The organism is Clostridioides sp. GD02367 (genome assembly GCF_045900275.1).
Taxonomy (GTDB): domain Bacteria; phylum Bacillota; class Clostridia; order Peptostreptococcales; family Peptostreptococcaceae; genus Clostridioides; species Clostridioides difficile_A.
The window spans coordinates 248413-262353 of record NZ_JBJODK010000001.1 but is presented as its reverse complement, the minus strand read 5'-3'; the positions used below and the strand labels follow the sequence as shown (position 1 = coordinate 262353).

General features: G+C 31.1%; 12 protein-coding genes. 10 read left to right on the top strand and 2 right to left on the bottom strand.

Annotated elements, in window-relative coordinates; genetic code table 11:
- Positions 1 to 2 precede the first annotated feature (2 nt).
- The 10 genes from Q3223_RS01050 (at position 3) to Q3223_RS01005 (ending at position 10483) form a co-directional block, all read left to right on the top strand.
- Complete coding sequence (locus Q3223_RS01050; RefSeq protein ID WP_003422657.1) at positions 3 to 494, top strand: V-type ATP synthase subunit K; 492 nt, start codon at positions 3 to 5, stop codon at positions 492 to 494.
- Positions 495 to 545: 51 nt separating this feature from the next.
- The gene (locus Q3223_RS01045; RefSeq protein ID WP_054271486.1) at positions 546 to 1109 is read left to right on the top strand and encodes a V-type ATP synthase subunit E; all 564 of its coding nucleotides are present in this window, start codon (positions 546 to 548) and stop codon (positions 1107 to 1109) included.
- Positions 1110 to 1123: 14 nt separating this feature from the next.
- Positions 1124 to 2101: a V-type ATP synthase subunit C gene (locus tag Q3223_RS01040; protein ID WP_054271485.1), complete on the top strand. Its 978-nt coding sequence runs from the start codon at positions 1124 to 1126 to the stop codon at positions 2099 to 2101.
- Entirely contained in the window at positions 2094 to 2411 is a 318-nt protein-coding gene (locus tag Q3223_RS01035; RefSeq protein WP_009893746.1) for a V-type ATP synthase subunit F, read from the top strand. The genes Q3223_RS01040 and Q3223_RS01035 overlap by 8 nt, the downstream gene beginning before the upstream one ends.
- A 116-nt stretch (positions 2412 to 2527) precedes the next feature.
- The gene (locus Q3223_RS01030; protein WP_167640743.1) at positions 2528 to 4306 is read left to right on the top strand and encodes a V-type ATP synthase subunit A; all 1779 of its coding nucleotides are present in this window, start codon (positions 2528 to 2530) and stop codon (positions 4304 to 4306) included.
- Positions 4303 to 5676: a V-type ATP synthase subunit B gene (locus tag Q3223_RS01025; RefSeq protein ID WP_054271483.1), complete on the top strand. Its 1374-nt coding sequence runs from the start codon at positions 4303 to 4305 to the stop codon at positions 5674 to 5676. Before Q3223_RS01030 ends, Q3223_RS01025 begins: the two co-directional genes overlap by 4 nt.
- Positions 5677 to 5681: 5 nt before the next feature.
- A complete protein-coding gene (locus Q3223_RS01020; RefSeq protein WP_284182335.1) occupies positions 5682 to 6350 on the top strand; it encodes a V-type ATP synthase subunit D in 669 nt (222 codons plus the stop codon).
- Between the two features lie 286 nt (positions 6351 to 6636).
- Positions 6637 to 7686, top strand: a complete 1050-nt coding sequence (locus tag Q3223_RS01015; protein WP_284182334.1) for a putative 2-aminoethylphosphonate ABC transporter substrate-binding protein — start codon at positions 6637 to 6639, stop codon at positions 7684 to 7686.
- A gap of 84 nt (positions 7687 to 7770) precedes the next feature.
- Complete coding sequence (locus tag Q3223_RS01010) at positions 7771 to 8760, top strand: ATP-binding cassette domain-containing protein (RefSeq protein ID WP_284182333.1); 990 nt, start codon at positions 7771 to 7773, stop codon at positions 8758 to 8760.
- Between the two features lie 4 nt (positions 8761 to 8764).
- Positions 8765 to 10483, top strand: a complete 1719-nt coding sequence (locus Q3223_RS01005) for a putative 2-aminoethylphosphonate ABC transporter permease subunit (protein WP_167640742.1) — start codon at positions 8765 to 8767, stop codon at positions 10481 to 10483.
- 80 nt (positions 10484 to 10563) lie between these two features.
- Here the strand turns inward: Q3223_RS01005 and Q3223_RS01000 are convergent, their stop codons facing one another.
- Both Q3223_RS01000 and Q3223_RS00995 read right to left on the bottom strand, forming a co-directional pair.
- A complete protein-coding gene (locus tag Q3223_RS01000) occupies positions 10564 to 11682 on the bottom strand; it encodes a GGDEF domain-containing protein (protein WP_284182332.1) in 1119 nt (372 codons plus the stop codon).
- Positions 11683 to 11921: 239 nt separating this feature from the next.
- Positions 11922 to 13685: a bifunctional homocysteine S-methyltransferase/methylenetetrahydrofolate reductase gene (locus Q3223_RS00995; protein ID WP_074179826.1), complete on the bottom strand. Its 1764-nt coding sequence runs from the start codon at positions 13683 to 13685 to the stop codon at positions 11922 to 11924.
- Positions 13686 to 13941: the final 256 nt, after the last annotated feature.

Genomic DNA, 13941 nt, shown 5'->3' with positions numbered 1-13941 from the left:
ATATGGAATTTTTAAACGCGTTAGGAAATGGTCAATTTTTGGCAATATCAGGAGCTGCTATAGCAGCATTATTTGCAGGTATGGGTTCTGCTAAAGGTACTTCAATAGCAGGTCAAGCCGCAGCAGGTGTTGTAACAGAAGACCCTAGTAAATTTGGTCAACTTCTAGTTTTACAACTTCTTCCTGGTACACAAGGTCTATATGGATTTATCATAGCTTTCCTTATTTTATCAAAAGCAGGGATTATTGGGGGAGATGCAATACCAACATCAGCTCAAGGTTTACAACTTCTTATGGCAGGACTTCCAATTGGTTTAGTTGGTTTAGTGTCAGGTATTGCACAAGGTAAGGCAGCAGCAGCAGGGGTTGGAATAGTTGCTAAAAGACCTGAGGAACTTGGTAAGGCTATAACATTTGCAGCGATAGTTGAAACATATGCTCTTTTAGGACTACTTGTTTCTTTCTTAGCTTACAATGGAATTGCAATTGGTTAATTATAGATTATAATTCATAAGTAAAAAAAATGAAAAGGAGGAAGCACTCCTATGGGTAATGAACAAAAAATGATTGACAGAATTATAGCTGATGCCAAACAAGAAGCACAAGAAATATTGGATAAAGCTAAGAGTGAGGCAGATTCAAAAATAAATTCAGCTACTGAAAAAGCTGAAAAGGAAATGGCTTCCTATACAAAGCTTGCAGAGGCAGAAGCAGAAAAAGCAGCTTCTAAGGAAATATCAGGAGCTTATATGGAGGCTAAGAAACAAATATTATCAAAAAAACAAGAGATTTTAGAAGAAGTAATCTTAGAAGCTAAAAATAAACTTTTAAATCTTAAAGATAGTGAATATGAAGAGATTATATTAAATATGATTGAAAAATCAAACTGCACAGAAGACTCACAGATAGTATTATCTAAAAAAGATAAAAAAGCATTGAAAGATGTGTTATCAAAAAAAGGCATTAAAGTATCTGATGAAATCAGAGATATTACTGGAGGCTTTATAGTTAAAAAAGGCGACATTGAGTATAATTATTCATTTGAAGCCATAATTGCAGTAGAACATGAAGATATTGAGCAAATTGCAGCAGAAATTTTGTTTAATTAAGGAGGGGTTAAAAAATGGCAGAAGAAAAAACTTATCCCTATGCCGTGGCACGAATAAGAGTGCTTGAAAAACAGCTTCTTAACAGACAAATGTTTATTCAAATGGCAGAAGCCAAAAGCCCTGAAGATTCTTTAAGAATTATAGCTGAAGCAGGTTATGTGGATACATCGAATAATAATATCCATAATTTTGAGAATATTTTGACTCAAGAATTATCAAAGACATATGAAATTCTTAAAGGTCTAGCTCCTGAAGAAAAATTTGTTGATGTATTTCTTTATAAAAATGACTATCACAACTTAAAAGTGCTGATTAAAGAAGAAATTTCTGGTGTAGATGGTGAAAAATATTTGATTGATGGAGGTACAATTCCTCTTATTAAGCTTAGAGAATCTTTAGCAAATCGTAATTTTAGTGATTTACCTAATATAATGGCAGCAGCCATAGTAGAGGCATTTGATGTTTATAGTAAGACACAAAATGGTCAGATGGTCGATATTGCTTTAGATAAAGCGACTTTTTCTAGTATGAAAGAGACTGCTAAAGAAAGTCAAAACAAATTTGTAATAGATTATGTTATGAAAGTTTGTGATTTAACAAATCTAAAAAGTTTTATAAGAGTTAAAAATATGAAGAAAGATTTTCACATGTTTATGAATGTGTTTGTTTCAGGTGGCTCACTTGATAAGGAAAAATTCTTAGAAGCTTTTTCTTCAGACACTCCAGCATCATGTTTTAAGTCTACTTCTTACTCTGATATCTGTAAAAATGGTATGAGTAATGGATTCACTGTATTTGAAAAACTCTGTGATGACTATCTTATGGAATATGTTAGAGAAGCAAAATTTAAACCTCTTACATTAGAGCCATTAATTGCTTATTTATATGCTAAAGAATCAGAGATAAAAACAATAAGAATTATTTTGACTAGTAAGCTTAATAATATAGACGCAGATACTATAAAAGAAAGGCTAAGGGATGCTTATGTATAAGGTAGGAGTAGTTGGAGATAAAGATAGCATCATGGGATTTTTAGCTCTTGGAATAGATATCTTCCCAGCCTATGATAGTGACGAAATTAAAAAAAGTATACATAAGTTGGTTGAAGATGAGTATGCGATAATTTATATTACAGAACAGGCATCATTGCTTGCAAAAGAATCAATAGCAAAATACAAGGACTACCAACTTCCTGCTATTATAGTTATTCCAGGTATTGGAGGAAGTATGGGATTAGGTATGAATGAAGTAAGAGAATCTAGTAAACGTGCCATAGGTGCAGATATATTATTTAAAGAATAAATGGAAGTTGAATAAAAGACAATCTCAAATTTTATTAGTGCTAAAAGTATGTATTGATAAAATATAGGAGGGAGTATTTAAATTTTGATAAAGTATATGATTGCAGGTGAGAGAATATGAAAACAGGCACAATTGTAAAGGTGTCAGGACCGCTTGTTGTAGCGGAGGGCATGAGAGATGCGAATATGTTTGACGTCGTAAGAGTTTCAGATAAACATCTTATAGGCGAGATTATAGAAATGCATGGAGATAAAGCTTCTATACAGGTTTATGAGGAGACTTCTGGTCTAGGACCAGGAGAGGACGTTGTTTCTCTTGGAATGCCTATGAGTGTTGAGCTTGGACCAGGTCTTATTTCAACTATTTATGATGGTATTCAACGTCCACTTGAAAAAATGTATGATATTTCAGGTACTAATATAACTAAAGGTGTTGAGGTATCTTCACTTGATAGAGAAGTTAAGTGGGAATTTAAACCTAAAAAAGCTGTAGGCGATAAAGTTGTATCTGGTGATATAATTGGTGGAGTTCAAGAAACAGCTGTAGTGGAATGTAAAATTATGGTTCCTTATGGAGTTAATGGTACTATAAAAGAAATATATTCTGGAGAATTTACTGTTGAAGATACAGTTTGTGTTATTACAGATGAAAAAGGTAACGATATAGCTGTAACTATGATGCAAAAATGGCCAGTTAGAAAAGAAAGACCATATAGAGAAAAGAAAACACCAGATTCACTTCTTGTTACAGGTCAAAGAGTTATAGATACATTTTTCCCAATCACAAAAGGTGGGGTAGCAGCTATACCAGGTCCTTTTGGAAGTGGAAAAACTGTTACACAACATCAGCTTGCTAAATGGGCAGATGCAGATATAGTTGTATATATAGGCTGTGGTGAACGTGGAAATGAAATGACAGATGTTCTTCTTGAGTTCCCTGAATTAAAAGACCCAAGAACAGGCGAGTCACTTATGCAAAGAACTGTGCTTATAGCAAATACATCAGACATGCCAGTTGCCGCACGTGAAGCTTCTATATACACTGGTATTACAATAGCTGAATACTTTAGAGATATGGGATATAGTGTTGCACTTATGGCAGATTCTACATCAAGATGGGCTGAGGCTCTTAGAGAGATGAGTGGTCGTCTAGAAGAGATGCCTGGTGAAGAAGGTTATCCTGCATACTTAGGTTCACGTCTTGCTCAATTCTATGAGAGAGCAGGAAAGGTAAATTGTCTAGGTATGGATGATAGAGAAGGAACACTTACAGCAATTGGTGCAGTTTCTCCTCCTGGTGGAGATACATCAGAACCTGTCAGCCAAGCAACACTTCGTATAGTAAAGGTATTCTGGGGGCTTGATGCTTCTTTGGCATATAAGCGTCATTTCCCAGCAATCAACTGGTTAACAAGTTATTCACTCTATCAGGAAAAAGTTGATGTATGGACAGATAAAAATGTAAATGACAATTTCTCAGCTCAAAGAGCTCAAGCTATGAAACTTTTACAAGTTGAATCTGAACTTCAAGAAATAGTTCAATTAGTTGGTGTGGATTCACTTTCAGATGGAGATAGATTGATATTAGAAGTTACTCGTTCTATAAGAGAGGACTTCCTTCATCAAAACTCTTTCCACGAAGTTGATACTTACACATCACTTCATAAACAATATAGAATGATGGGACTTATATTAAAATTCTATAAGTCAGCACAAGATGCCATAAAGCAAAATGTTACTATAAATGATATTATCAAGCTTTCAGTTCTTGAAAAGATTGGTCGTGCTAAGTATGTAGAAGAAGACAGTATAGATGCTACTTACGATTCAATTGAAGAGGAAATAGACAATGAGCTTGCAGACCTTATTAAAAAGAGGGGGGCTGAAGAACTATGATAAAGGAATATAAGTCAATACAAGAGGTTGCCGGTCCTCTTATGCTAATAAACGGTGTAGAAGGTGTAAAATTTGATGAACTTGGAGAGATTGAACTTTCAAATGGAGAGATTCGTCGCTGTAAAGTTCTAGAGGTAAATGAAGATACTGCACTTGTTCAGCTTTTTGAAAGTTCAACAGGTATAAACCTTGCTGAAAGTAAAGTTCGTTTTTTAGGAAAGAGTCTTGATTTTGGAGTTTCACCAGATATATTAGGTCGTGTCTTTAGTGGAATGGGTAAACCTATTGATGGAGGCCCAGAAATTATACCAGATAAAAGACTTGATATAAATGGAGCTCCAATAAATCCAGCAGCACGTGATTATCCAGCAGAATTTATACAGACTGGTGTATCTGCGATAGATGGACTTAATACACTGGTTAGGGGGCAAAAGCTTCCTATATTCTCAGCAGCAGGTTTGCCACATGCTAACCTTGCTGTTCAAATTGCAAGACAGGCAAAAGTACGTGGAACTGATTCTAAGTTCGCCGTTGTGTTTGCTGCAGTTGGTATAACTTTTGAAGATGCAGATTTCTTTATAAGTGACTTTAAAGCAACTGGTGCTATTGACCGTTCTGTAGTATTTGTAAACCTTGCAAATGACCCAGCTGTAGAGCGTGTATCTACACCTAGAATGGCACTTACAGCAGCTGAATATCTTGCTTTTGACCAGGGCATGCATGTACTTGTTATAATAACAGATATTACAAACTACGCAGAAGCATTACGTGAAGTTTCAGCAGCTAAAAAAGAAGTACCAGGACGTCGTGGATATCCAGGTTATCTTTATACTGACCTTGCTACAATGTATGAAAGAGCAGGAAAAATGAAAGGGCATGAAGGTTCTATAACTATGATTCCTATACTTACAATGCCTGAGGAGGATAAAACACATCCAATTCCTGACCTTACAGGATACATTACAGAAGGACAGATTATACTTAGCCGTGAACTTTATAAAAAAGATATACAGCCTCCTATAGATGTTTTACCATCACTTTCTCGTCTAAAAGATAAGGGGATTGGTAAAGGTAAAACTCGTGAGGACCATGCAGATACAATGAACCAACTTTTTGCCGCTTATTCAAGAGGTAAAGATGCAAAAGAACTTATGGCAATACTTGGTGAATCTGCACTTTCTGAGATTGATTTAATGTATGCAAAGTTTGCAGATGAATTTGAGAAAGAATATGTTTCACAAGGATTTAGAACTGACAGAACTATTGAGCAAACATTAGAAATTGGATGGAAGCTTCTTAGTATGTTACCAAAGAGTGAACTTAAACGTATTCGTGATGAATATTTTGAAAAATATATGCCTAAGGAGTGATATCTGTGGCTAGATTAAATGTAAATCCAACACGTATGGAAATGACTAGACTTAAGAAACTCCTTAAAACTGCTACAAGAGGTCATAAGCTTCTTAAAGATAAGCTTGATGAGCTTATGAAACAATTTCTTGATATTGTAAGAGAAAATAAGCGATTACGTGAAGAAGCAGAAAATGCTCTTGATAGTGCTTATAAAAATTTTATAATTGCAAGAGCAGTTATGAGTCAGGAGTATCTAGGTTCAGCACTTATGATGCCAAAGCAATCTGTTTCAGTAGATGTCTCTACGAAAAATATAATGAGTGTCGATGTTCCTGTGTTTGACTTTAAAACTGAAAACAATCAAAGTGATATTTATCCTTATGGACTTGCCTTTACATCAGGTGAATTAGATTCTGCTATGGAAGCATTCTCATCTGCTATGGAGCCACTTTTAAGACTTGCAGAAAGTGAGAAAAGTGCACAACTTCTTGCTCAAGAGATAGAAAAGACACGTAGACGTGTTAATGCTCTTGAGAATGTAATGATACCAAATTACATGGAGACTATTAAGTATATTGCTATGAAGCTTGAGGAAAATGAAAGAGCAAGTACTACTAGACTTATGAAGGTTAAGGATATGGTGCTTAAAAAAGCACTTGAAGAAAAGAAGAAAAATAATTTGGTTGTGTAATTAAATACTTATAAAAGTAAGTCTAACATTCTAGTTTATAGGAGTTAGGCTTATTTTTTATGCTCAAATTAAAAATATAGATACCATAAAATAAAATATTGTTTAAAAGCATATTAGAATTAATCAAAAATAACATATTTAACAAAAATTTCTAAAAATTAACGAACTGTTAATTTACACTTAACTTTATATTAACAAATTAGGTGTATTATATAAACATAAGCAAAAACAATAAAAAACAATTAAAAAAATATAAAAACACATAAAATACATAAAGGGGGAAGATATGAAAGAATTTATATTTACTTGTCTGTGTATTGTAGTAATTGCATTTATGACAAGTTGCATATCAACAACACCACAAACTACTCAAGGAAAAGGAAATAATAAACTTACAATATATGCAGCATTAGAGGAAGAGCAAATAGCTTACTATATGGAAGGTTTTAGAGAAGAGTATCCAAATATAGATGTAGAGATAGTTATGGATTCTCATGGAGTAATAGCTTCAAAATTATTAGCAGAAAAAGATAATCCGCAAGCTGATGTTATATGGGGATTGTCAACAATGAACATGATAGAGTTAAAAGAAGATGGAGCCCTTGAAGTGTATAAGCCAAAAAATTATGATAAGGTTGATAAAAAATTCAAAGATACTGGAGAAGATGTATCCTGGGTAGGAATGAGTGTACCAGAAACAGCTATAGTAGTTAATTATAAAGAGCTTGAAAAACTAGGTATTGATGTTCCAAAAAGTTATAAAGATTTGATAAAACCAGAATATAAAGGGCTAATAACAATGCCAAATCCAGCATCATCTGGAACAGGGTATCTTACAGTATCAGGACTTATTCAAATGATGGGCGAAAAAGATGCTTACGATTATATGGATAAATTACATAAAAATATAGCTACATATACACACTCTGGTTCAAAGCCTGCTAAACTAGCTGGTTCTGGAGAATATCCAATAGGTATTACACTTGGATATAGAGCTACACAACAATTATCTAGTGGTGAACCTATAGAAGTAGTATTTCCAAAAGAGGGTTCAGGTTGGGATTTAGAAGCAAATGCTTTAGTTAAAAAAGAGAATATAAAAAAAGAAGCAAAAATATTTCTAGACTGGGCAATGAGTGATTCAGCTATGAATAGATATGCACACGAAGTAGCAGTTACTTCTATAAAGACAAATAATCCAGTTCCAAAGGGTTATTCTAAACAACCATTTGAACAGCTAATAAAGGAAGTAGATTTAAACTCTGCTGCAAAAAATAGAGGTATGGTATTAAAAACTTGGGAATCAAAGTATGGTTCAAAATCTGAAAGTAAGTAAAATTTAAATGAATAGTTTAGAAGAGATAATTTTAGAAGAAAAAAATTTAAAATAAAAATATAATTAGATAAGGGGAGATAAGATATGAGTTACTTAAAAATAAATAATGTGTTTAAAAATTATGACCAAAAAAGGGTTTTAAATAATATTAGTTTGGATATTGAAGAAGGTGAATTTTTATGTTTACTTGGGCCTAGTGGATGTGGTAAGACTACATTACTTAGAATAATAGCTGGTCTTGAAGAAGTAAATAGTGGAGCTATAATTCTCCAAGATAAAGATATTACAGATTTAGAACCGTCAAAGAGAGGTTTTGGAATAGTGTTTCAATCATATGCTTTGTTTCCAAATATGACTGCATATAACAATATAGCCTTTCCGCTTAAAGAAAGAAAAGTTTCAAAAGAAAAAATAGATAATAAAGTTAAGGAAGTTCTTGAAATAGTGGGATTAACTCATGAAGCTCATAAATATCCTAAAGCGTTATCAGGTGGGCAACAACAAAGAATTGCAATAGCGAGAGCATTAGCGCTTGAACCAAAGTTTTTGCTTTTAGATGAGCCAATGTCTGCATTAGATGCAAAGGTTAGACACAAGCTTAGAATGGATATTAAAAGGCTACAAAAAGAACTTAATATAACAACAATAATGGTAACACATGACCAAGAAGAAGCTATAACAATGGCAGATAAAATCGCTATTTTAAACGGAGGAGATATAATGCAGATAGGAACTCCAGAGGAAATATATCAAAATCCTCAAAATCTATTTACAGCTCAATTTATAGGAGATACAAACTGCTTTGATAATGGAGATTCTATATTAACTGTAAGACCTGAATATGTTCAAATAGAGAAATCAACAAAAGAAAATTATCAAGGAATAATATCTAACATAGAGTTCAGAGGAAATCTCCTAAGAGTAGAAATAAAAGATAAATTAAATGAAAATTTCATAATAAGTGATGTTTCTATAAAAGAATGGGTTAATTTAAATTTAGTAGAAGGTGACCTTGTAAAGATAAGTATAGATGAAAAATACTATTTAAAGTATCCAAAAGTTAAAGGAGCATAAGTATATGAATAATAATGCTATGAGTTCTAAGGGTATAAGTCTTAAATCAAAAATGAATCTAGATATAAAAAAGTGCATGCTTACAGTATTGGTTATGTCTTTAGTAATATTCTTACTGGCACCTATAATATATCTATTTGTGCAGGCATTTTTAGATAAAGATGGAGTCTTTGTTGGATTGCAAAACTTCCAAGAATACTTAGCTTCTGAAGCTCTGTTGAATTCGCTGAAAAATACAGTATTTGTATCTATTATATCAACTGTGATATCATTAACGCTTGCATTAGTATATGCGTATGCACTAACAAGGACAAAGATTAAATTTAAGGGATTTTTTAAGTCGTTAGCAATGTTTCCTATGTTTGCTCCAACAATGATGCACGCAATAGGCTTAGTATATTTGTTTGGGAATCAAGGAGTTGTAACTAATTTACTTGGAATACATGTTCCAATATATGGAGCAGTAGGAATAATATTAGCACAAATTATATATGTATTTCCTCAATCATTTCAAATACTTTATATATCATTAAGTTCAACGGATTATAGATTATATGAAGCTAGTAACACTATGGGTATAAGTAAAATAAGAGAATTTATAAGTATAACAATTCCTAGTATAAAGTACTCTTTGATAAGTTCTGCATTTGTATCATTTACATTATGCTTTACAGACTTTGGAGCTCCAAAAGTAATTGGAGGAGAGTTTAATGTATTATCAATAGATGTGTATAAGCAGATTATAGGACAACAAAATATGCCAATGGGTGCTACTGTATCAATTTTACTTTTAATACCTGCAATAATATCATTTATGGTAACTAAAAAAATTGAAAAGAATCAAAATTCGTATATAAATTCAAAGTCAATTCCATATAAAATTAAATCTAATAAATTAAGAGATAGTATTTTTGGTGGGATTGTAGGGTTTATTGCATTTGGTATAATAGCTGTAATGTTAACTGTAATCTTATCATCCTTAATATCTGTTTGGCCATATGATTTAAGACTCACACTAGAACACTTTTCTATGAAAAATAGTATTGATGGAATTGCACCATTTATAAATTCAATAAAAATGTCACTATTAACAGCTATTCTTGGTACAAGCTTTGTTTTCTTATTTGCATATCTAAATGAAAAAACAGAAAAAGCTCCGTATTTAAAATCATTTGGATATTTTTTAAGTACATTACCTATGGCATTGCCAGGGTTGGTTTTAGGTATATCTTATGTACTATTTTTTAATAAGTTAGAGTTTAATTTTATGGATACAATATACATTAAGAACTTATTCAATGGATTATATGGAACAGTACTTATAATGGTTATATGTAATGTAGTACATTTCTTTTCAGTAGCGTTTATAACTGCTACTACAGCCATTAAGAAAGTAGATAAGGAATTAGATATGGTGGCTAAGTCGATGGGGATAAACAGTGCATCAATTCTTAAAAATGTAACTATACCACTTTGTTTGCCAGCAGTTTTAGAAAATTTTATGTATTTTTTCTTAAACTCTATGGTGACCATATCAGCTTTAGTATTTATATATACTGCAAGTTCAAAAGTGGCTGCAATATCAATTGTACAATTGGATGATAAAGGTAGCACTGCACAGGCTGCAGCATTGGCAGTATTAATACTAATTACAAACATATTAGTGAAAGTAATACATGAGTTCATAAAAAATCGTTTGGAAAAAAGGACAAATCTTAACTAAATAAATTCTTAAAAAAATACAAATTAAAAAAGTCTATTCTTGTTATTTATGGAATAGACTTTTTAAGCTTAGAATTAATGTTAATCACGTGTTTTAAATTTCCTTTTATTATCGTACATTTGAGAATCTGCACGATGATATGTATCAAACAAAGAAACATCTAATTTATCATCAAAAACAGCATATCCAATAGACATTGATAACTTTAACTCGTTAGTCGAGTTTTCTTCAATTATTTTTAAATTGATATTATTTATAATAGTATTTATCTCTTCATGAGATGAATTTTTTAGAATGACTATGTATTCATCTCCACCAACACGATAAACTACATGTTTTTTAGCTATAACATCTCTTATAATTTTACTTGCATGCTTAATGTATAAATCTCCTGTCTGATGACCAAATTTATCATTGATTTTTTTTAAGCCATCTAAGTCTATTGATATGATAGATATTAGCTTTTTTATATTTAAATTGTTCAAATTATTCATGTCTATTTCGAAGGCATTTCTATTTTTTAAACCTGTTAAGTAATCTGTATTAGCAAAATCAGTATATGTAGGGTTTGATATACGCTTAAATAGAACTACCGCAACCAATGCTGATATTAGACAAGTTAATAATGCTATAAGTGGTGTAACTATGCTTATAAATTTAAATGTATTGTATTGATGGTTTGCTTCAAATTCAATTCCTATTACCCCAACAACTTCACCATCATTATTGTGAATAGGAAAGTATGATATGAATATGTATCCCCAGGATGTTGCTTTAATTTTTTTAGGGAGCAATATATTATTATCCAGCGCTTTGTTAAGGTCACCCCAAATTTCTTTTTCTATTAAATCACCAGCGTTTCTAAAATCACTCCTAGATGAATCTAAGCCATCAACAACATACACTAATGAGCCATCTTTTGTTTTTTTAGCAGTATATAGATACATGACTCCAGTGGTATTTTTTATAGATTCTAATAAGGTCTTAGAACTTTTATAAGAGTTTTTTGATTGGTCTTCTTTAGAGTTAATTTCAGTAAATGTATCTTTATCAATATTTTTTTCTGCATACTCATATATGCGTCTAGACCTTTCACTCAAAGTATATATCATATCATTGTAAGTCAATTGATAGTTAAAAAAATACACGCACGAAGAAGATATTATTACAATAATTGCAGTAAGTATTGAAACCTGCATATCAACTCTATTAAATTTTTTATTTATTTTCATAGCTTAGTTGTTTTGTGAAAAGAGCTTCCCACAATCTCCTCATAATTAATATATATCTATAAATTTCACCATAATATATCTATATATTACCAAATTTATATAAAAATTACAACGAATAAACAAGCCTATAACCTTAAAATATAAAGCTTTATAGAATTATAATATATTTTAATAAATATTTTAATATTACTTATATTATAAATATTTTATTTATAAATATTTGCTATTATGTCACATATTATATCAATTCTTTTAAAAGGTGTAATAATGTAATAACCATCTACATAGGGTTCAATTTCTTTTGCTATTTGAGTAGATATATTAATAGCAAGCTTGGTAGACTCTTCTTTTGATGTATCTTTGTACAGGTCTATAATATTTTGAGAAACAGTAATCCCTGAAATCTCATTATTCATAAAGCAAGCATTTCTATAGCTTACAACAGGTATTATTCCTCCAAGTATCTTTGCAGGAAGTATTTCTTTAGCTTTTTTTAGGTTTATTAAAGCTTGCTCTGTTAAAACTGGCTGAGTTAAAAACATAGTAACTCCATTTTCTATTTTAATCTTAGCATGTTTAAGTTGAGAATCGAAGTTTATTGCATTTATATTTAATGCTCCAAGTATATTAAAAGGTGTATTAAATGTATTTTCATTCAATGTTTTTATGTAATTTGCTAATATTGAGGAATTAAAGCTAAACATAGCTTTTATTTCATCTCTTTCAGCAGATGGTATAGGGTCTCCAGTTACTACAAGTACATTATCTATATTTTCAATATTAAGTCCTAAAAGGAGAGCTTTAGTTGCATTAATATTCCTATCTCTACATGTCATATGAGGTATAGGGGTAATATCTAATTCTCTTTTTATTTTGCAAGCTAATAAACTACTATCAACTCTTGCCCTAGCTATTGGACAATCTGCAATTGTAATTGCATCGACTCCGTGGTCTTTTAATTTTTTGGCACTACTCATAAAAAATTCAATATCTGTATCAATTGGAGGGTCTAATTCAACTGCTATAATTTTTTTACCTACTTCAAGTTTTTCCAAAAGTTTATTTTTTGATATTGGTTTGATTTTTTCCTTTGAAGAAATAACTTTTTCTATAGCAGATTCACCTCTATATGAAGAATTTATTATATCAACAGTCTTTTTTATAAATTCTGGTGTTGTACCACAACATCCACCTAATATATGAACCCCTTGGTTTAGTATTTCCAACATTTGTTCTGAAAAATAGTCTGAATTATCTTCAAAAAAAGTACGGTTATTGATGATAGTAGGATAGCCTGCGTTAGGCATAATGGAAACTATACTGTCATTAATATCAATTGTCTTTATAAAATGCAATAGATGATGTGGTCCAGAGATACAATTAAATCCTAATGCGTCTATGTTTTTATTCTTTGAAATAGATTCAAATATTTTTGCACCACTTTTTCCAAGTCTAGTAAATCCCTCAGGATTAACTGCAAATTCTGTTAATATAAATGAATTTGGTTGTTTTTTCTTTATATAACTTGAGATTTCTGGTAGATATTCATCATTACTGAATGTTTCAAATATAAAGTTTGTTGCACCAAGCTCTAAAAATATATCTACTATTTTTTTATAGTCAGATAGTAAATCTCTGTCATTTAAAGCAGGTATTGGACCTATGTCAGCAAATACAAATACATCTGTATTTTTTGTTGCCTCTAATGCAATTTCATATCCACTTTTGATAATATCTTTGACAGTTTTAAAATCACATTCTAGGAGTATTTCATTGGCAGCAAAGGTATTTGTTTTAATAGCTTTACACCCAGCTCTTATATATTCTCTATGAATAGATAAAATTGTAGATGCATCATTGATATTAGCCATTTCACAGTTGAAAGCGTTATTCTTTAGTTTAGAATAGTATGTTCCCATAGCACCATCAAAAACTAAGATAGAGTCTTTTATATATTCATTTATGTTCATTGATTCACCTCATAAGAATTTAAAATATTTTAAATATTAGTATATCAACCCCAAAAAAGCTTGTCAATCTTTGGAAAATATAGAATAAATAATTCTAATTAATTACAAGTTTATTATTTATTGAACTATATCCACTTAATTGATGTTAAGATAAGAATTATAATAGTAATTGAGGAAATAATTATATTTATACTTATGAGTATATAGCAATTATATTTATGATAGAGAGTTTAACTAAATAAGTTGATAAATCTAG